This window comes from Aeromonas sp. ASNIH5 (assembly GCF_002902865.1).
GTDB lineage: Bacteria > Pseudomonadota > Gammaproteobacteria > Enterobacterales > Aeromonadaceae > Aeromonas > Aeromonas caviae.
In genome coordinates, this window is the sequence record NZ_CP026122.1 from 1,935,306 (window position 1) to 1,955,274 (window position 19,969).

The window sequence follows — 19,969 nt, forward strand, 5'->3', positions numbered from 1 at the left end:
TTGGGGAAGTGGAAGTTGACAGACAGGGTGCTGGTAAACTGGCTGTCTCCAAACACACCACCACCATCACCCTGCTGTCGCCGTGCATCATATTGATATTGCCTCCTTCTGGCCAGGTTATACCGTCATCGCCCAAGCGCTTTCTGCCAACCATCACACCCTGTTTACCCTTGAGCCTCGCGCCGACCTGTTGCCCCGTTGTCGCCGATGCCTGCAACCCACGCCATTGATCCACGACCAACGTATCCGCCGGGTGCGTGAGCGAGACCTATTTGACCGACAAGTCTGGTTACAACTGCCTGTTCGCCGCGTCGACTGTCTGCGCTGTGGTCGCGTCAGTGAACATATCGACTGGCTCCCCTCTGGCTCCCGCCTCACCCGGCGCATGCAGTGCTGGATTGAAGCGCTCGTTCAGTACCTCCCCATCCGCCATGTCAGCCAGCTCACCGGGGTCGGTTGGCACACCATCAAGGAGATCGACAAGCGCCGTTTGCAGACCAGTGTGGGCACCATCGAACTTGGGGAGGTGCGGCGGCTGGTGATGGATGAGTTTGCCCTGCACAAGGGACACCGCTATGCCACCGTGATCATGGATGCCGAGCGAACCCGCGTCCTGTGGGTGGGGCACGGCAACAGCCGGGCCGCTATCCGTCCCTTCTTCGAGCAGCTCGGCGAGCGATGCCAGCAGATTGAAGCGGTGGCGATGGACATGAACACGGCGTTCGACCTGGAGGTGAAGCAACACTGCCCGCAGGCGGAGGTGGTCTACGACCTGTTCCACGTGGTGGCTCGCTATGGCCGAGAGGTGGTGGACCGGGTGCGAGTGGAGCAGGCGAATGCACTGAAAAGCGATAAACCGGCGCGAAAAGTGGTCAAAAGTGCGCGTTGGTTGCTGCTACGTAATCGGGCGAAGTTGAGTGAAAAACAGGATGTGAAGTTGCAGGAGCTGTTGGCGGCGAATCAACCGCTGGCGATGGTGTACGTGCTGAAAGAGGGGTTGAAGGGCATCTGGTATGCGCCGAGCGTGTGGGAAGGATGGCGACGATGGCGGAGCTGGATGCGGCAGGTGAAGGAAAGCGGGCTAGCGCCGCTGCAACGATTTGGTCGAAATTTATCGAAATATATGCGGGGGATCCTGGCGAGTGCAAACTACCCGATGCACACGAGTGTGCTGGAAGGGGTGAACAACAAGATCAAAGTGATAAAGCGTATGGCATATGGATTTAGGGACTCAGAATACTTTTTTCTGAAAATCAAGGCGGCCTTCCCCGGAAAGCCGCGATGAACCTAAAAAGAGGGCCTGTTGGCCCTCTTTTGCATCTTTCGCAAAGGTGTTTACAGGCTGGCGGCAATCTTTGCCCCCAGGGCAGTGCTGTTCAGCACCCGCTGGCTATTAACTGTCAGGGAGTTGCCACCGGTCAGCTCGCACACCCGGACGACCGATCACAGGCTGGCAGCGATGCGCGCCCCCAGCGCGGCGTTGTTCAGCACCAGCTGAATGTTGGCTGCCAGGGAGTTGCCACCGGTCAGCTCGCACACCCGGGCCAGCAGGAAGGGAGTGGACTCCTTGCCCTTCACTCCCTGCTCGTCCGCCTCACGCAGTGCCTGGGCAATGGCGGCGTCGATGTCGGCCTTGGGCATGGCAAACTGGGTCGGGATCGGGTTGGCCACCACGGCGCCCCCGGCCAGCCCCAGCTCCCACTTCAGACGCAGCGCCTCGGCGATGGCCGCCGGGCTCTCCAGGCGGTAATCCACCTTGAAGCCGCTCTCCCGGGTGTAGAAGGCGGGCAGCTCCTCGGTCTGGTAGCCGATCACCGGCACCCCCTGAGTCTCCAGGTACTCCAGGGTCAGACCGATGTCGAGGATCGACTTGGCGCCGGCGCAGACCACGGCCACCGGGGTCTGGGCAAATTCCTGCAGGTCAGCGGAGATGTCGAAGGTCTCCTGGGCGCCGCGATGCACGCCGCCGATGCCGCCGGTGGCGAACACCCGGATCCCGGCCATGGCGGCCACTATCATGGTGGAGGCCACCGTGGTCGCCCCCAGCCCCTTGTTGGCCAGCACGAAGGGGATGTCGCGGCGGCTGCACTTGGTGGCGGCATGACCGGCCCGGCCCAGCGCCTCCAGGGCCCCCGCATCCAGACCCACCTTGAGGCGGCCATCGATGATGGCGATGGTGGCCGGCACGGCGCCGTTGTCGCGCACCACCTGCTCGACCTGGCGCGCCGTCTCCACGTTCTGCGGATAGGGCATGCCGTGGGAGATGATGGTGGACTCCAGGGCCACCACCGGCTTGCCGGCAGCCAGCGCGGCGGCAACTTCAGGTTGGATATCGAGGTAAGCGTTCAACATGGGTACTCCTCCAGCATGCGTTCAACGGCGGCCTTGGATAGGCCAGAAAAGACGGTATCGGAACAATTGACGGTGAGGGCGGCGCAACCGAGGGCGAACCGGGTTGTCTCCATGATGCCCTGCTCCTGCAACCAGGCGTGGGCCAGCCCTGCCATGAAGGCATCGCCGCCGCCGGTCACGTTGACGACCGGGCTGCCGAGCACGGGCAGATGGCCCTGGCAGGCCCCGTCGCTATAGAAGATCCCCTGATCGCCGAGGCTCAGGAAGAGCCGCTGCACCCCGGCGCGGTGGAACCAGGCCGCTGCCATGGGCCAGGTGTCGGGCCCGCCGATGGTGAAGCCGCACAGCTGCTCCGCCTCGGTGCGATTGGGTTTGAGGGTGTGGATGCGGTGCAGCCAGGGGCGGATCTTCTCCACCTTGGCCACCGACACGGTGTCCACGAAGATGATGTGCTCCCCCTGGCGCTCGAACAGCCAGTCCAGGGTGTGGGTGGCGAGGTTGGTGTCGAGCACCCAGAGCCGGGCCGCACCGAGAAAACCGCTCAGGGGGGTGAGCCGGGCCGGGGTGAGCTGCTCGATGATCCCCATGTCGTTGACGGCGCAGCTCATCTCGCCGCTGCCATCGTGCAGGCTGAGATAGCAGGAGGTCGACTGACCCTCCAGTACCAGCACCTGGCGCACATCGACCCCGGCGCGCTGGCTCACCTCCAGAAGATGATGGCCGTACTGATCGTTGCCCACCGCGGTCAGTAGCCGGGTGTCGGTGCCAAGGCGCGCCAGGTTCTCGGCGATGTTGCGCCCTACCCCGCCGGCGGAGGTGCGTACTCGGCCCGGGTTGGAGTCGCCGATGCGCAGGTTGTCGTGGCTGCAGCCACAGATATCCATGTTGGCGCCGCCTATCACCACGGCGTAGGGGCCTTCGCGCAGCACATAGCCGCGCCCCTGCACATAGCCCTGGCGCATCAGGCTGGAGATGTGGCTCGCCAGCGCGGAACGGCTGATGCCGAGCCTGTCCGCCAGCTCCTGCTGGGCAATCATGGGATCCTGGCGCAGCAGGGCGAGGATCTCTTGCTCACGTTCCGTCATAGACAAACATCCAGTTGCAAACGTTTGTCTATTATTTCCGAAAAACGTTTTCCCGCCATCCTCTCGTACAAGAAATGTCGGGTCGCGCACAAAAAATCACCGGGCAGTGCCCGGCGATCACAACATGGTTTTCAGATGGGCCACTCACCCCAGCTGTACCCAGACCTCGCTCCCCTCCAGCCGCACCGGCCAGCAGGCGACGCTCAGGGCAGGATCGTCCAGACAGCGACCGTCCATCAGGGCGTAGCGCTGCTTGTACAGCGGCGAGGCCACCACGGGCTCCCCACCGGCATCCCCCACCAGGCCACGCCCCAGCACGGCGACGCCGGCCAGGGGGTCCACCCCGTCCAGGGCATAGACATGCTCCCCGAGGCGAAACAGCGCCAGCACCCGCCCCTCCAGCCAGGCGCTGCGCCCGGCCTGCTCCGGCAGCGCCGCCAGCTCGCACACCCGGTGCCACTGCCCGCAGAGCTGTGTACCGTCCTTGTCATCCTTCATACCACCTCCTTGATACTGATGGCGGGCGTGCAACCCGTTGCCCCCGCTCATACCACCTCCTTGACAGCGATATCCGGCACCCATTGCCCCCGCTCCTCACGGCGCGGCGGCGTCTCGTCCTCGGGCCGGTTGACGAAGGCCTCGAACAGCTTGAGCTTGTCCGGATCCGCCAATGTGCTCTTCCACTCGCACTGCCAGGTGCCGACTATCCCCTCCATCATGGCCTCCAGCTCGGCACCGATGCCGAGCCTGTCCTCGATGATCACCGACCTGAGATAGTCGAGCCCCCCTTCCATGTTCTCCATCCAGACCGAGGTGCGTTGCAGCCTGTCCCCGGTGCGCACATAGAACATCAGCAGCCGGTCGATGTAACGGATCAGGGTCTGCTCGTCGAGATCCGTGGCGAACAGGTCGGCGTGGCGCGGCCGCATGCCGCCGTTGCCACACACATAGAGGTTCCAGCCCCGCTCGGTGGCGATGACGCCGATGTCCTTGCTCTGGGCCTCGGCGCACTCCCGGGTGCAGCCGGAGACCGCAAACTTCAGCTTGTGTGGCGCCCGCAGCCCCTTGTAGCGGTGCTCCAGGGTCTGGGTCAGGGTCATGGAGTCCTGCACCCCGTAACGACACCAGGTGGAGCCCACGCAGGACTTCACGGTGCGCACCGACTTGCCGTAGGCCTGACCGGTCTCGAAGCCCGCCGCCACCAGCTCGCCCCAGATGGCGGGCAGCTGGTCGACCCGGGCGCCGAAGAGATCGATGCGCTGGCCGCCGGTGATCTTGGTGTAGAGGCCGTACTTGCGCGCCACCTCCCCTATGGTGATGAGCCCCTCCGGGGTGATCTCCCCCCCCGGGATGCGCGGCACCACCGAATAGGTGCCGTCCTTTTGCAGGTTCGCAAGGAAGGCGTCGTTGGTATCCTGCAGGCCACGGTGCGGCTTCTCCAGCACGTGCTCGTTCCAGAGGGACGCCAGGATGGAGGCCACCGTCGGCTTGCAGATGTCGCACCCCAGCCCCTGGCCATGCTTGTCCCGCAGCGCCTCGAAGCTCTTCAGCTCGCCCACCCGTGCCAGGTGATAGAGCTCCTGACGGCCGTAGGCGAAGTGCTCGCACAACCCCTTGTCCGCCTCGACGCCAAGGTCCGCCAGGGTCTGATCCACCACCTGCTTGAGCAGGTTGCTGCAACCGCCGCAGCCGGTGCCGGCCTTGGTGCAGCTCTTCACCGCCGAGAGCTCGTGATTGCCCGCCCGAACGGCGGCCACCACGTCCCCTTTGCTCACGTTGTGGCAGGAGCAGAGGATGGCGCTGTCCGGCAGCACCAGGGGTGCCGGAGCGGTCCCTGCCTCCCCCACCAGCAGGGAGAGCGGCGGCTGGGGCAGCGCCACCCCGTTCTGGTAGTACTGCAGCAGCCGCTCGTAATCGGCCCCGTCCCCCACCAGGATGGCGCCGAGCAGGCGATTGCCCTCGCCGTCGGTCACCAGCTTCTTGTAGATGCCGTTGACCCTGTCCAGCAGCAGCAGCTCCTGGGCGCCGGCGGTGCTGGCGTGGGCATCGCCGATGGAGCCCACGTCCACCCCCATCAGCTTGAGCTTGGTGGACATGTCGGCCCCCGTGAAGCGGCTCTCGCCGCCGCACAGGCTGGCCACGGCGGCCCGGGCCATCTGGTAGCCGGGGGCCACCAGGCCGAAGATGCGGCCCTGCCAGAGCGCGCACTCGCCGATGGCGAGGATGGCGGAATCCGAACTGTGGCAGCCGTCGTCGATGCAGATGCCGCCGCGCTCCCCGACCTCCAGCCCGGATTGCCGGGCCAGAGTATCGGCGGGGCGGATCCCCGCCGAGAACAGCAGCACGTCAGTCTCAATGTGAGTGCCGTCCTTGAAACGCAGGCGATGACGGGCCTGCTCCCCCTGCTCGATGCACTCGGTGGCTTTCTCCACCAGCACCTCGACCCCGAGGGCCTGGATCTTGTCGCGCAGCACGGCGCCGCCGCTCTCGTCGAGCTGTACCGGCATCAGCCTTGGGGCGAACTCCACCACCTGGGTCTTGAGTCCGAGCAGGCGCAGGGCGTTGGCCGCCTCCAGCCCCAGCAGGCCGCCACCGATGACCACGCCGCTGCGGGCCTGGGCGCAGGCATCGCGGATGGCGGCAAGATCTCCCAGGGTGCGATAGACGAAGCAGCCCTCTCGCTGATGGCCGGGGATGGGGGGCACGAAGGGCACGGAGCCGGTCGCCAGCACCAGACGGTCGTAAGGGAACTGCTCGCCGTTGGCCAGCGTCAGGGTGCGGGTGGCCCGGTCGAGCACCTCCACCTCGGCCCCCAGCCGCAGCGCAATGCCGCTCTCCTCATACCAGGCAGGATCCGCCATGCGCAGGGCCTGGGGCGCCTTGCCGCCGAATACCTCGGAGAGGTGCACCCTGTCGTAGGCGGCGTCAGGCTCGGCGCCAAACACCGTCACGTCGAACCGCTCGAGGCCGCCCGCCGCCACCAGCTGCTCGACGAAGTGGTGACCCACCATGCCGTTGCCCACCACCAGCAGCCGTTGCTTGTCGGCCGTGTCGGCGGAACCACTGTTCTGGCGACCGAGCAGGCCCATGCTGCCCCCTGTCAACCACTGTTGTTCTTTGTCAGTCATGTCTCTCTTCCTTGAATCCGGCGGGCTCAGGCGCGCAGCTTGCTGCGCACCTGCCCGGCTGCCTTGAGGGGGGTCACCTTGCGCTGCTTCTCGTAGAGGAAGCGCAGCACCTGCTGGCGCAGCTTGTGGTAGTGGGGATCGTCCGCCAGGGCGACCCTGTCTCTGGGCCTTGGCAGGTCGACGGTCAGGATCTCTCCGACCGTGGCGCTGGGGCCATTGGTCATCATGACGATGCGATCGGAGAGCAGCACCGCCTCGTCCACGTCGTGGGTGATCATGATGACGGTGTTGCCAAGCTCCGCCTGGATCGCCATCAGCGCGTCCTGCAAATGGGCCCGGGTCAAGGCATCGAGGGCGCCGAACGGCTCGTCCATCAGCAACACCTTGGGGGAGAGTGACAGGGCCCGGGCGATGCCGACCCGCTGCTTCATCCCCCCCGACAGCTCGTGGGGCATCTTCTGGCTGGCGTGATCCATCTGCACCAGGGAGAGGTAGTAGTCCACCCGCTCCGCCACCGCCCGCTTGTCAGACTCCACCTGGGCCACCGCCAGCGCCACGTTCTGCTGGACGCTGAGCCAGGGCAGCAGGGCGTGATTCTGGAACACCATGGCCCGCTCGGGCCCCGGGCCTGCCACCTCGCGACCATCGAGAATGATGCCCCCCAGGGTCGGCTCCAGCAGCCCGGCCACCAGGTTGAGGACGGTGCTCTTGCCGCAGCCCGAGTGACCGATGAGGGAGACGAACTCCCCCTTCTCGATGCGCAGGTTGACCCGGCTCAAGGCCTCGAAGCTGCCCTGCTCCGTCTCGAACGAGATGCCGACGTCGCTTATCTCCAGATAACTCTTCATTGGCTCTTCTCCTGCCTGAATAGAAATGTGATTAACGCAGCACCTGGCGCTTGTCCCAGGACAACCACTGCTGCAGGGCCAGCATGCCCCTGTCCAGGGCGCAGCCGATGAGGCCTATGGTGATCACCGCCACCATGATGCGGGCCAGAGACGCAGAGCCGCCGCTCTGGAACTCGTCCCACACGAACTTGCCGAGCCCCGGGTTCTGGGCCAGCATCTCCGCCGCGATCAGCACCATCCAGGCCACCCCCAGGGAGAGCCGCAGCCCGGTGAAGATCATGGGCAGGGCCCCGGGCAGCACGATGCGCCGCACATGGGTCACAAAAGAGAGGCGCAGCACCCGGCTGACGTTGTGCAGATCCCCATCCAGCCCCGCCACCCCCACCGCCGTGTTGATCAGGGTCGGCCAGAGGGAGCAGAGGGTCACCGTCAGGGCCGAGGTGAGGAAGGACTTGGCAAGCCAGGGGGTGGGGTTTGCATACAGAGCGCTCACCACTAGCGTGATGAGGGGTAGCCAGGCCAGCGGCGACACCGGCTTGAGCAGCTGGATCACCGGGTTGGCGGCGCGATAGAGCCCCTGATTCATGCCGAGCAGCACCCCGCACGGAATGGCGATCAGGGTCGCCAGCGCGAAGCCGCACAGCACGGTGAGCAGGCTGGTGGCTATCTGATCGAAGAAGGTGGGACGTCCTGTGTAGGGACGCAGCTTCACCTCGGCCGCCGGATCCGCCGCCAGTCGCTCGGCGTTGCGCACCTGCTGGCGTTCGAGGAAGGCCGCCGCCTTCTCCCGCTCCTGCAGATGCTCCTGCCCGAGGGACCAGAGCTGGCTGGCGGTGGCGAGCGGCCCGGGCAGGGTGCCCAGACTGGTCTGCACCTGGCTCGCCCCCCACTGCCAGAGGCCGAGGAAGATCAGCACGCCGAGCAGGGGCTGCACCGTGATTTTCCAGTTGATGGCTTTTAAATGGATGAGGGGCCATGTGTGTCGTTTCATCGGGATCTCCTTGCTCATTGCACCCGCTCATCGCCCTTGAGGCCGATGGCGAACTGTTGCAGGTAGGCGTTGGGGTGGCGGCCGTCGTAGATGAGGCCGTCGATGAAGCCATCCTGGGGGCCGCGATAGCCCTGCTCGCTGGCAAAGTCCGGGAAGTCACTGGCCTTGAGCTTGCCCTCGGCGATGAGGGCCTCGGCGGCCTGGCGATAGACGTCCGGTTGATAGACGGCCTTGGCCACCTGCTCGAACCAGGCGTCCGGTCTGGCTTCGGGGATCTGGCCCCAGCGCCGCATCTGGGTCAGGTACCAGATGGCGTCGGAGTAGTAGGGATAGGTGGCGTGGTGACGGAAGAAGACGTTGAAATCCGGCACCTGACGCTTGTCTCCCCTGGCGTACTCGAAGGTGCCCGTCATGGAGTTCGCGATCACCTGCTCGTCCGCCCCCACGTACTCGGGTTTGGCCAGCAGCTTGGCCGCCGCGCGCCGGTTGCCGTTGTCGTCTGCATCCAGCCACCAGGCCGCCCGCAGCAGCGCCTTCACCAGCCGCACATGGGTGTTGGGGTGACGCTCGGCCCACTGCCGGGTGACGCCGAACACCTTCTCCGGGTTGTTGCGCCAGATCTCGTTATCCGTGATGACGGGCACCCCTATACCCCTGGCGACCGCCTGCTGGTTCCAGGGCTCCCCCACGCTGTAGCCGGCGATGGTCCCCGCCTCCAGGGTGGCGGGCATCTGGGGGGGCGGCGTCACCGACAGCAGCACGTCCGCCTGGCGCTGGCCCGAGTTGTCGCCGAGCCGGGGTGCATAGAAACCGGGGTGCAGGCCGCCTGCCGCCAGCCAGTACCTCAGCTCGTAGTTGTGGGGGGAGACGGGGAAGACCATCCCCATGTTGAAGGGCTTGCCCCCCTGGCGATACTCCGCCACCACGGGCTTGAGGGCGGCGGCGCTCACCGGGGGCGGCACCTGGCCCGCCTGCGGCCTGGGCAACTGGGGCGCCATGGCGGCCCAGACGCTGTTGGCCACCGTGATGGCGTTGCCGTTGAGATCCATGGCAAACGCCGTCACCAGCTCGGCCTGGGTGCCGATGCCGATGTGGGCCGCCAGGGGCTGGCCCGCCAGCATCTGGGCACCGTCCAGCTCGCCGTCTATCACCCTGTCCAGCAATATCTTCCAGTTCGCCTGGGCTTCGAGGGTGACGTAGAGTCCCTCATCCTCGAAATAGCCCCGCTCGTAGGCCACCGCCAGCGGCGCCATGTCGGTCAGCTTGATGAAGCCGAGCCTGAGCTCCTCCTGCTCCGGGGCTCCCAGTGCCAGCACCGGCAGCGACAACGCCGCCAGCAGCAGCCCCGCACATCCTTGTCGTCCGTTCATTGCATCTCCTCCCTCGGTTCCGGGTCAGGGCCATGGCGCCAGGCTGCCTGGAATCGCAGTGCCACCTCGTTGCAGCACTGCGACCCAAGGTGCGTCGCGACCAAAAAAAAGCCCCGCCGATCCGGGATCGGCGGGGCTTCTTTGCCCTGTTGCGGGTGAGTGACCTGACCGGCCCCTCACTGCGCATCGTTACTTCATTGCTATCGTGTTTTTGTTATTCACTTTCCGTGCCAGCTCGTCCAGGGTGCATCAGGCGGCCCTTTGCGGTCTGTGGTGCCCTGATCCTCCCTCAAATTTGCCTCAATTAGGCGCAGTTGCACCAAAACGGTTGGCCACGGGGGCGCTCAGGCGGGCAAAGCCTGCAGCAGTTGCCGCGCCAGCTCCCCCAGGCTCAGGTGACGGCTCATGGCGGTGCTGCGCATCAGGCGATAGGCCTCGTCCTCGTCCAGCCCCTGATGGCGCATCAGGCGTCCCTTGGCCTGCTCGATGAGCCGCCTATCCTCCAGCTTCTGGCGCAGCTCGCTCTCGGTCTGCATCAGGGCCTGCACCATGGCGAGCTGACTGCGGGCGAGGCGCAGCCACTGCTCCACCGGCTCACGCTCGCCGCAAGGGTGGGGCACCAGCAACACCCCCTGCTGCAACAGGGCGAGCTGGGTATCGCCCCCCAGCCGCTCGCAGAACAAGAGCCGCGGCATGTCGGGCCAAAGGGAGAGGCCAAGGCGTACCTCGGCGCTGAACTGGCGGCAACTGACGAGCAGGGCATCCCCCCTCTGCGTCGGAGTCAGCAACTGGCGGGTATCGAGGATCCCGGGCTGATGGCCGTAGTGACTGACCAGCAGGGCCAGGCGGTTCGCCTGGCCCGGGTCATCGGCGTGGATCAACAGCCGGGAAGCGGGGCCGTCCTGGCCCCGGGTGGAAAAAGTGGTCATGGCGCTCCTTGCCGGCGACGATCGCGTTCTGTCTGGCGAAAATGCCGCAACATGAAGGCCAACTCTTTGAATCTACCTCCTTTTTATCTATCAGGAGGTAGTGGGGGTAGAGGGAAAATCGCCCCTCAGGCGACCCGTTCCAGGGCCTCCGTCAGCAGCCCCTGCAGCTCGGCGCGCAGCCGCACCACCTCCCCCATGATGATCAGCACCGGGCTCTGGCCCAGCAGGGCACGGGCGGCCTGCTCCAGGCCATCGAGCGTGGCCTCGTGCACCTGCTGGCGGGGGCTGCAGCCAGCCACCACCAGGGCCACCGGCAGCGCGCCCGGAGCCCCCGCCCTCAACATCCCTTCCCGAATGCGGGCCGCCCGCTCCAGCCCCATGTAGAACACCAGGGTGTGGCCCGCCCGGGTCAACCCCTGCCAGCCCTGATAGTCGCGCTCGTCCATCAGGTGCCCCGTCACCAGGGTCAGGGAGCGGGCCAGTCCCCTGTGGGTCAGGGGAATGAAGCTGCTGGCGGCGCACCCCAGGGCCGCCGTGATCCCCGGCACCAGCTCGGCCTCAATGCCGTGCCGGGCCAGGTGCAGCGCCTCCTCGCCACCGCGCCCGAACACCAGGGGATCCCCTCCCTTGAGGCGCACCACCCGCTTGCCCGTGCGGGCCAGGGCCAGCAGCAGGGCGTTGATCTCCTCCTGGGTCGGGCTCGGTTCACCACAGCGTTTGCCCACGTCGAAGCGGGCCGCCCCGTGGGGAATGCGGGCCAGGATCTCGCTCCCCACCAGGCGGTCATAGACCACGACCTCTGCCGCCTCCAGACGGTGCAGGGCGCGCAGGGTCAACAATTCGAGGGGCCCGGGGCCCGCTCCCACCAGACTGATTTGGCTCATCTCAGGCTCCTTGTGTCCTGGCACCGCACTAAGCGGATGCCAGGAAAACATGTTTGATCAACAGCTTGTCGATTTCGGGCAGACAGGTGCCGCAGTTGCTGCCACAGCCGAGCAGGGCCTGCAGCCCCGCCAACTCGCTCACCCCCTGCCGGGTGATGGCATCGACGATGCGCTGCTCCGAGACCCGCAGGCAGGAGCAGACCAGCCGGCTCTCCCCGGCCAGGGCCTGGCTCAGGGTCTGGCTCAGGGCCCCCGCCTGGAGCGGCGTGCCGAGCAGACTGGCCAGCAGGTCGACCTTGATGTCCGGGCGCCGCACCCCCACCAGCAGGATCCCCTCGATACGATCTCCGGCCAGGGCCACGGCCAGCCACCCCTCCTTCATGGGCAGCTTGAGCCAGTGCCCCTCGGCCCCCAGCCGTTGCCACAGGCTCTCTGTGCTCTCTGACCAGGAGGCCAGCAGGGTGCAGTTCCCCTCGGGCAGGGGACGCCTGGCCCACCAGTCCACCGGCTCGCGCCACTCACCACGGCCACACCAGATCCCTTGCCAGCGGGTGAGCTGCGCCCTGGCCTGCACCCGCCCCTGTTTGAACATCGGCTGGCCGGAAAGGGGATCCACCACGGGGGCGATGAGGCGGTTGACCGCCCCCTGGCTGCACTGGCTGTCGGTCCAGTGCATGGGCAGGAAGGCCTCCCCCTCCCTGAGCCCCTCATCCAGCCCCACCAGCAGCAGCGCCTCCCCTAGCCCGTTGCAAAGGCGCACCAGATCCCCCTCCTTCACGCCAAGCGCCAGCAGGCTGGCGGCCCCCATCCGCACCCTGGGCCAGGGCTCGGCCTCCTGCAACCGGGGCACGTGGCCGGTGCGGGTCATGGTGTGCCACTGATCCCGCAGGCGGCCACTGTTGAGGAGCAGGGAGACAGCCCCTGCAAGCGGGGGCGTTTCTGGCTGCTCGGGGAAGCGCTGGGTCAGGGGCAGCAGGCGGGCCCGGCCATCCGGGGTGGCAAAGCGCCCGTCCTCGAACAGGCGATCCCGTCCACGGGGCCAGTCGGCGTTGACGGGCCAGCGCAGGGGAGAAAGGGCCTCGAATTCGGCACGGGTGAGACCCGCCAGCCCGGAGATGTCGAACTGGCGGGATCCGTCGTTCTCAAACCCGGAGAGGGCGGCATGCTCGCAGAAGATCTCGTGCTCGTGCTCATAGGCGAACCCCTCGCCAAAGCCGAGCCGACGGGCGAGCCGGGTCAGGGCCCACCAGTCGGGCCTGGCCTCCCCCGGCAAGGGCAGGAAGGCGCGCTGGCGGCTGATGGTGCGCTCGGAGTTGGTGACGGTGCCGTTCTTCTCCCCCCAGGCGGCGGCAGGCAACAGCAGGTGGGCGAGGCGCGCCGTGTCGGTGTTGGCCGTCATCTCGGAGACCACCAGCAGCTCGCAGCGGCTCAGGGCCTCGCGCACCCGGTTGCCGTCCGGCAGGGAGACCGCCGGGTTGGTGCCGAGCACCCAGAGCGCGCGGATCTCCCCCCGGTGCACCGCCTCGAACAGCTCGACGGCCTTGTGCCCCGGTCCGCGCACCATGGTCGGGCTTCCCCAGAAGCGCTGTACCCGATCGCACTCGGCCTCGCCAAAGCCCATGTGGGCGGCGAGCTGGGTCGCGAGCCCCCCCACCTCACGCCCTCCCATGGCGTTGGGTTGCCCCGTCATGGAGAAGGGAGCCGCCCCCGGCTTGCCGATACGACCGCACATCAGGTGGGCGTTGATGATGGCGTTGGCCTTGTCCACCCCCTGGTTGGACTGGTTGATCCCCTGGCAGAACAGGGTGACGGTCTTGGGGGTGCGGGCGAACAGTTGGTAAAACCCGAGCAGATCGCTGCGGGAGAGGCCGCAGCTGCGGGCCACCTCGTCCAGTTGCCAGGCGGGATCGTCCAGCGCCCCCGCCAACGCCTCAAAGCCGCTCACGTGCTGCGCCACATAGGCCTTGTCCCAGCCATCGACATCGAGCAGGTAGCGGCACAGGCCGTTCCAGAGCGTCACGTCGCTGCCGGGTTTGAGTGCCAGATGCAGATCCCCCTGCTCCGCCGTCATGGTGCGGCGGGGATCCAGCACCACCAGCCTGAGCTCGGGGCGCCGCGCCCTGGCCTGCTGCAGGCGGCGAAACAGCACGGGATGGGTCCAGGCGGTGTTGGCACCGGTGAGCACCACCAGATCGGCGAGCTCGAGATCCTCGTAGCAGGCGGGCACCAGATCCTCCCCGAAGGCGCGCTGGTGGGCCACCACCGCCGACGACATGCAGAGCCGGGAGTTGGTGTCCACGTTGGCACTGCCGAGGTACCCCTTCATCAGCTTGTTGGCGACGTAGTAATCCTCGGTGGTCAGCTGGCCCGACAGATAGATGCCGATGGCATCCGGCCCGGACTCGGCCAGGATGGCGGCAAAACGCTCCGCCAGGGTGTCCAGGGCCTCCTCCCAGCCGATGCGCTGCCCCATCCAGCGCGGATAGAGCAGGCGATCGGGAAAGGCCAGGCTCTCCAGCAGGCTGGCTCCCTTGACGCACAGGGCGCCGCTATTGGCCGGATGCTGCTCATCCCCCTGCAACTGCCAGTTGTCGCCCTCCCGGCTCAGCCGGATGCCGCACCCCACTCCGCAATAGGCACAGGTGGTCTTCATTCCCTTGCTCCTTGTCATGTGTCTGACGAGGGGCCCATAAAAAAAGCGTCCGCCCCCCTGCGGGGACGGACGCCTTTGTCCGGATGCCTCATCGTCTTGTATGGGGAAGTGACTGCAAACCCCGCGCCAGGATGCAAGGGGCGCCGCCATTGCGCATCAGGGTGTCGGGCTGCGCCGCCACGGTGCAGCCGCCCCCTTGTTGGGCCCGCCTTGCGGGAATCCGCCCCGCACGCTGGGCAAGGGGCCCACCGGGGGTATAATGCGCCGCCACACAGGAGAGAGAGATGAAAGTGTCAGATGAAGGCGCCACCGGGCAGATGCCCGGGAGAGAGGGGACTATTGCGCCATCGGGCTGGTCAATCCCAAATCCCCGGAGAACGTGGGTGCCGTGATGCGGGCCGCCGGCTGCTACGGGGCGGACGAAGTCTACTACACGGGGCAGCGCTTCGAGCTGGCGAGGCGTTTTGTCACCGACACCAAGCAGATGGTGGAGAAGATCCCCCTGCTCGGGGTCGAGGAGCTGCTGGACTTCGTGCCCGAGGGCTGCACCCCTGTGCTGGTGGATTTGATCGAGGGGGCCACGCCCCTGCCGGATTACGTGCACCCCGAGAGAGCCTTCTACATCTTCGGCCCGGAGGATGGCACCCTGGAACCCGCCCGCTTCGCGGCGGTGAAGGAGGTCATCTATGTGCCGACTCAGGGTTGCATGAACCTGGCCGCCTCGGTCAACGTCATCCTCTATGACCGGTTAGCCAAGACGCTCAGAGCCAAAAACTGAGGGCGGGGCAAGACGTTATCTATTACGACCGGCTGGCCAAGACGCTCAGAGCCAAAGACTAAGGGCGGGGCAAGAGGGGCCCGATGACGGCATCAGGCCCGACAGCTAGGGCTGTGGCTTGTTCGCCCGCACCACCTGCTCCCTGAGAAAGTCCTGGTAGTAGTCGTAGAGCTTGTTCTGCCGATAGATCTCCGCCAGCTTGCCCTGCCTTATCAGGGTACGCATGCCGGGATCCCAGAGCCCGTGCAACTCCCTGCCCTTCGGGGTATCGGCGAAGATGGGGTAGGTCGGGATCCAGCGCAGGAATACCTGTACCAGCTCGGGGGGAAGGGAGCCTTCGGGGTAGAGGGCGCCGTCGGTCAGGTAGTAGCGGTAACGCCCCTTGATCAGCAATTGCAGCGCCATCTCGTGGCTGTCTATCTCGAACCAGCGCATCGGCTCCGGGATGAACTTGTCAAAGGCCCACCCCCTCAGCCAGAGCACCTCCTGCTCCTTGAGGCTGTGCTCCCCTGCCCAGTGCGGCAGCCAGCGCTTTTGCATCACCACGCTCACGTAGTCCGCCGAGTCGGGGTAGTCGGGCTGATGGACCCCGGGCACTTCTCCCCGATAGACCCCCATCGCCATGTCCCCCTCCTTTTGCGACACCACCGCCAGTGCCCGTTTGTAAGGCACCATGTGAAGCTTCACCTCGTGCCCCAGGGGTTCATAGATGGCTCGAACCACATCCAGATAGACCCCCTTGCCGTCCCGGTGACAGAAGCCGGGCCAGTCGTCGCAATAGACGTGTATGGTGTCTGCCCGCACGAACGAGGTGATCAGCAGGCAACAGAACAGAAAAAGACGAACCATGAATATCCTCAGTGATATGGCACTCGGCAGATGCTCACCGCCGGACGGCCCGTTCAGGCATACAGATAGCATAGAAAAACAGAGTCCCGGCCGACATTTTCCCCATTTTGCGAGCGGGTCGAGGGTTATTGTCGCCCCACAGCGTATCATGGCAAACAAGATTCATTAGTAGCCCAACTTGAGGGGAGATTCTCATGCCAACCATCAAATCCCTGCTCTGCCCCGTCGATTTCTCCGAGATGTCCAGAGCGGTACTCGACTACGCCGTCTTCATGGCCAACACCCACCAGGCCGAGCTCAAACTGGTCCACGTGGTGGATCAGCTGCACGGCTTCGACAGCTACAAGATCCTGCACATGACGGCCATCGAGATCACCCACGAGATGGAACGCCAGGCCAAGAGCCAGCTCAAGGAACTGGTCGCCTGCCTGCCCATTCCGGCCAAGTTCGAGGTCCGTTTTGGCCGCGCCGCCGATGAAATCGTCCTCCAGGCGAAGGAAGACAAGGTGGATCTCGTGGTCATGGGCAGCCATGGCCGCTCCGGCATCACCCACCTGCTGGTGGGCAGCGTGGCGGAATCCGTGGTGCGCCACGCTCCCTGCCCTGTGCTGGTGGTCCGCAAATAATCCCCGCCTGATGCGCCAAGGCCAGCATATGCTGGCCTTTTTGCTGTTCATTGCCATGGGATGCTCATCTCAGAACCGGTGCACGAGGGATAACGAGAGGTCGTCGGCAAGGTAGAGCGCCGCCCACCAGTCCTGGTGACGCCCTCGCAGCAGGCTCGCGGGCAGGGTCTCAGCCATGGGCATAGATGACGCTCCCTCCCTTGATGGTGTCGATAATGGCCCTGGACTGCTCCCTTGGCAGGGCCGGGCATCCCCAGCTGCGCCCCAGCTTGTCAAACTTCTGCAGATGCCTGGGGCTGGCGTAGTCCGCCCCGTGCACCACGATGGCGCGCTTGCGGGCATTGCTGTTCTTGCCGGGACTGAGGCCGTCGAGACGCAGGGAGTAACCGTGCTTGCCCTGATAGGTCTCGGCGGTGCGGTAGACCCCCAGGGAACTTTGCCGGGAATTCATCTGATTGGAGAACTGGCGGGCGGCCAGCTCCCCCGAATTGCGGCCGTGGCTGACCCAGGTGTGGTAGAGCAGCTTGTGGCGCTTGACGTCGATGACGAACAGCCGGCGCATGGTCGAGGGCTTGCTGTAGTCGATGATGGTGAGAATGGGTTTTCGCTTGTGGCGCACGCTCTGGTAACCGTCCAGGGCCTTGCGAAACACGCGGCTGTCGAGCTTGCCAGCCAGGCCGAGCTGACGATAGAGATCCTGGTCCCAGCTGGCGTGGCTGGCGCCGCTGAAACAGAGCGCCCCCAGCAGCAGTGGCAGGCTCAGCCAGAGGCTGCCCCACCACGCACTTCTATCCTGTCCCTTCATCCTTGAAGTTGCTCCCCTTGCTGTCGCTGGCCTGATGCCCCGGGTGACACCGCATCCTGCTGGATAGTTATATGCAAGCCATTGATTGCGGGCAATAAAAAAGCACAAAAATGCCGACCTGAGTCGGCATTGTCCTGCTTGCTGAGCGTGCCTGGATCAGGCACGGCTGAGATAATCCGCCTGCCCCACCCACTTGTAGCTGGTGAGTTCGGTCAGCCCCATGGGGCCACGGGCGTGAAGCATCTGGGTCGAGACCGCCACCTCAGCCCCGAGGCCAAACTGGCCGCCGTCGGTGAAGCGGGTGGAGGCGTTGACATAGACTGCCGCCGAACCGGCCCCGTTGACGAAACGCTCGGCATTGGCGAGGGAGTTGGTCAGGATGGCATCGGAGTGGCCGGCGTTGTGCTCGCGCATATGGGCGAGCGCCTCGTTGACGTCCGTCACCACCTTGACCCCCAGGGTCAACCCCAACCACTCGGTGTCGAAATCTTCCGGCCCCGCGTCGCACAGGTTGTCACTGCCAGCCAGCAGCGCCATGGCATTGGGCGCGCCCACCAGGGTCACCTTGCGCTCGTTCATCAGAGCCACCAGTCGCGGCAGCAAGGTGGCCGCCACCTTCTCGTGTACCAGCAGGGTATCGAGGGCGTTGCAGGCGGAGGGGCGCTGCACCTTGGCGTTCTCGATGACCGCCAGGGAACGCGCCAGATCGGCGCTCTCGTCCACGAAGATATGGCTGATACCAAACCCGCCGATGATGACGGGGATGGAGCTGTTCTCCTTGCACATCTTGTGAAGACCCGCACCGCCGCGGGGGATGATCATGTCCACGTAACGGTCAAGGCGCAGCAACTCGGCCACCAGCGCCCTGTCCGGATTGTCGATGTACTGCACCGCCGCCTCGGGCAGGCCGGACGCCGCCAGGGCATGCTGGATCACCCGCACCAGCTCCAGGTTGGAGTGGAAGGTCTCGCGACCGCCGCGCAGAATGCTGGCGTTGCCGGTCTTGAGGCAGAGGCTGGCGATGTCGATGGTGACATTGGGGCGCGCCTCGTAGATGACGCCGATGACCCCGATGGGCACCCGGCGACGGGAGAGGCGCAGGCCATTCTCCAGCACCCGGCTGTCGATTTCGGCCCCGACCGGATCATCCAGGGTGATCACCTTGCGCACATCCGCCACTATGCCGGCAAGGCGCGCCGGGTTGAGCAGCAGGCGATCCAGCATGGCTTCCGTGAGCCCCGCCTCGCGCCCGGCGGCAATGTCTTTCTCGTTGGCCGCCAGGATCTGGGCACTGCGTGCTTCCAGTTCATCGGCGATGGCCGCCAGCGCCCGGTTCTTCTGTGCCGTGCTGACGGTGGCCAGTTGATAGGCGGCTTCACGGGCCGCCTGCCCCATTTTCTCCAGACTCATCACAGTTCCCTTTTGTTCATGCGGTGCCGCCCTGTTCAGAGCAGCACCATGTCATCACGGTGGATGGCCACGGCCCCATAGCCGTAACCCAATACCTGTTCAATCTGATCCGAGTGGACACCCCGCAGCCGATCCAGCTCCAGATGGTCGTAACGGCAGATGCCGCGAGCCAGCTCGCTCCCCTTGGGATCCAGGATACGCACCACGTCGCCACGCACGAAATCGCCCTTCACCGCGACGATGCCCTTGGGCAGCAGGCTGGAGCCCTTCTCCTGCATGGCGGCCACGGCCCCCTGATCCACCTGCACTTCGCCGTGAGGGGGGGGCCCTGCCAGGATCCAGCTCTTGCGCCCTTCCAGGGGGGATGCCAGGGCCGGGAACAGGGTCCCCACCCGCTCCCCGGCGGCGAGGCGGCCGATCACTTCCGGGATCTGGCCGGTGGCGATCACCACGTCCACCCCGGCGCGGCGTGCCACGTCGGCGGCCTGCAACTTGGTGGCCATGCCACCGGTGCCAAGGCCGCTCACGCTGTCACCGGCGAGGGAGCGCAGGGTGTCGTCTATGGTCTGCACCTCTTCGATGAGCTGGGCATCCGGGTTGGTGCGCGGGTCGGCGGTGAAGAGCCCCTTCTGGTCGGTGAGCAGGATCAGCAAGTCCGCATCCGCCAGGATGGCCGCACGGGCGGAAAGGTTGTCGTTGTCCCCCACCTTGATCTCGGCGGTGGCCACGGCGTCGTTCTCGTTGATGACGGGGATGATGCGGTGATCAAGCAGAGTGCGCAGGGTGTCGCGGGCATTGAGGTAGCGCTCCCTGTCTTCCAGGTCGGCGCGGGTCAGCAGCATCTGGCCGATGTGCAGCCCGTAGAGGTTGAACAGGTCCTGCCATACCCGGATGAGCTGGGTCTGACCCACCGCCGCCAGCATCTGTTTGTTCGGCAGGGTAGGCGCCAGCGGAGGGTGACCCAGATGCTCACGACCGGCGGCGATGGCCCCCGACGTGACCAGCACGACACGGTGCCCGTGTCGATGCAAGGCGGCACATTGTCTGACCAGCTCGACCATGTGGGCACGGTTGAGGCGGGCAGATCCCCCGGTGAGCACGCTGGTGCCCAGTTTGACGACTATGGTTCTGTTTTCCATGGGAACGAAGGGTTAGAAAAGTAAGGAATCCCTTTATACCCACGCCCCCCCTGCCCTGCAAGGCAATTAAGCCTCGCCAGGCAGTTGCGGGCTCGGTGACAAAGCATCGGGGTACCCCGCAC

17 protein-coding genes are annotated in these 19,969 nt (G+C 65.8%); 3 read left to right on the forward strand and 14 right to left on the reverse strand.

Translation table 11 applies throughout. From position 1 onward, the window contains the following. The first annotated feature begins 82 nt into the window (after positions 1 to 82). Positions 83 to 1,285 (forward strand): ISL3-like element ISAeme19 family transposase, encoded by a 1,203-nt coding sequence (locus tag C2U30_RS08805; RefSeq protein WP_076611394.1) that lies wholly within the window; start codon positions 83 to 85, stop codon positions 1,283 to 1,285. A 158-nt stretch (positions 1,286 to 1,443) separates the two neighbouring features. Here the strand turns inward: C2U30_RS08805 and C2U30_RS08810 are convergent, their stop codons facing one another. The 10 genes from C2U30_RS08810 to C2U30_RS08855 form a co-directional block, all read right to left on the reverse strand. After that, a complete protein-coding gene (locus C2U30_RS08810) occupies positions 1,444 to 2,352 on the reverse strand; it encodes a pseudouridine-5'-phosphate glycosidase (protein ID WP_043154288.1) in 909 nt (302 codons plus the stop codon). After that, the gene (locus tag C2U30_RS08815; RefSeq protein WP_042014421.1) at positions 2,346 to 3,437 is read right to left on the reverse strand and encodes a PfkB family carbohydrate kinase; all 1,092 of its coding nucleotides are present in this window, start codon (positions 3,435 to 3,437) and stop codon (positions 2,346 to 2,348) included. The genes C2U30_RS08810 and C2U30_RS08815 overlap by 7 nt, the downstream gene beginning before the upstream one ends. 144 nt (positions 3,438 to 3,581) lie before the next feature. Beyond that, entirely contained in the window at positions 3,582 to 3,935 is a 354-nt protein-coding gene (gene nirD, locus C2U30_RS08820; RefSeq protein ID WP_049636597.1) for a nitrite reductase small subunit NirD, read from the reverse strand. Between the two features lie 47 nt (positions 3,936 to 3,982). After that, entirely contained in the window at positions 3,983 to 6,565 is a 2,583-nt protein-coding gene (gene nirB / locus C2U30_RS08825; RefSeq protein ID WP_103243639.1) for a nitrite reductase large subunit NirB, read from the reverse strand. Positions 6,566 to 6,591: 26 nt separating this feature from the next. Then, positions 6,592 to 7,413 (reverse strand): ABC transporter ATP-binding protein, encoded by an 822-nt coding sequence (locus C2U30_RS08830; RefSeq protein ID WP_010675449.1) that lies wholly within the window; start codon positions 7,411 to 7,413, stop codon positions 6,592 to 6,594. A gap of 31 nt (positions 7,414 to 7,444) precedes the next feature. Further along, positions 7,445 to 8,404 carry an ABC transporter permease gene (locus C2U30_RS08835; RefSeq protein WP_103244672.1) on the reverse strand — a complete coding sequence of 320 codons (960 nt, stop codon included), beginning with the start codon at positions 8,402 to 8,404 and terminating at the stop codon, positions 7,445 to 7,447. 14 nt (positions 8,405 to 8,418) lie between these two features. After that, the gene (locus tag C2U30_RS08840; protein WP_042014417.1) at positions 8,419 to 9,774 is read right to left on the reverse strand and encodes a CmpA/NrtA family ABC transporter substrate-binding protein; all 1,356 of its coding nucleotides are present in this window, start codon (positions 9,772 to 9,774) and stop codon (positions 8,419 to 8,421) included. Between the two features lie 344 nt (positions 9,775 to 10,118). Further along, positions 10,119 to 10,703, reverse strand: a complete 585-nt coding sequence (locus C2U30_RS08845; RefSeq protein WP_010675452.1) for an ANTAR domain-containing response regulator — start codon at positions 10,701 to 10,703, stop codon at positions 10,119 to 10,121. A gap of 125 nt (positions 10,704 to 10,828) precedes the next feature. Then, positions 10,829 to 11,587, reverse strand: a complete 759-nt coding sequence (gene cobA, locus C2U30_RS08850) for a uroporphyrinogen-III C-methyltransferase (RefSeq protein WP_010675453.1) — start codon at positions 11,585 to 11,587, stop codon at positions 10,829 to 10,831. Between the two features lie 28 nt (positions 11,588 to 11,615). Further along, positions 11,616 to 14,240 carry a nitrate reductase gene (locus C2U30_RS08855; RefSeq protein ID WP_103243640.1) on the reverse strand — a complete coding sequence of 875 codons (2,625 nt, stop codon included), beginning with the start codon at positions 14,238 to 14,240 and terminating at the stop codon, positions 11,616 to 11,618. Positions 14,241 to 14,586: 346 nt separating this feature from the next. Here C2U30_RS08855 and C2U30_RS08860 point away from each other — a divergent pair, with 346 nt between their 5' ends. Continuing rightward, a complete protein-coding gene (locus C2U30_RS08860; RefSeq protein ID WP_103243641.1) occupies positions 14,587 to 15,018 on the forward strand; it encodes an RNA methyltransferase in 432 nt (143 codons plus the stop codon). A gap of 105 nt (positions 15,019 to 15,123) precedes the next feature. On the opposite strand, the gene C2U30_RS08865 is transcribed toward C2U30_RS08860, so the two are convergent. Continuing rightward, positions 15,124 to 15,867: a hypothetical protein gene (locus C2U30_RS08865; RefSeq protein ID WP_042016889.1), complete on the reverse strand. Its 744-nt coding sequence runs from the start codon at positions 15,865 to 15,867 to the stop codon at positions 15,124 to 15,126. Between the two features lie 194 nt (positions 15,868 to 16,061). Here C2U30_RS08865 and C2U30_RS08870 point away from each other — a divergent pair, with 194 nt between their 5' ends. After that, entirely contained in the window at positions 16,062 to 16,493 is a 432-nt protein-coding gene (locus C2U30_RS08870) for a universal stress protein (protein WP_041212463.1), read from the forward strand. Between the two features lie 169 nt (positions 16,494 to 16,662). Here C2U30_RS08870 and C2U30_RS08875 read toward each other — a convergent pair whose 3' ends face one another. From C2U30_RS08875 to proB, 3 genes are all read right to left on the reverse strand, one after another. Continuing rightward, on the reverse strand, positions 16,663 to 17,298 hold the full coding sequence (locus tag C2U30_RS08875; protein ID WP_042016892.1) for a murein L,D-transpeptidase catalytic domain family protein: 636 nt from the start codon (positions 17,296 to 17,298) through the stop codon (positions 16,663 to 16,665). Between the two features lie 156 nt (positions 17,299 to 17,454). Further along, entirely contained in the window at positions 17,455 to 18,708 is a 1,254-nt protein-coding gene (locus tag C2U30_RS08880) for a glutamate-5-semialdehyde dehydrogenase (RefSeq protein ID WP_103243642.1), read from the reverse strand. A 35-nt stretch (positions 18,709 to 18,743) separates the two neighbouring features. Beyond that, on the reverse strand, positions 18,744 to 19,847 hold the full coding sequence (gene proB / locus C2U30_RS08885) for a glutamate 5-kinase (protein WP_010675460.1): 1,104 nt from the start codon (positions 19,845 to 19,847) through the stop codon (positions 18,744 to 18,746). Between the last annotated feature and the right edge of the window lie 122 nt (positions 19,848 to 19,969).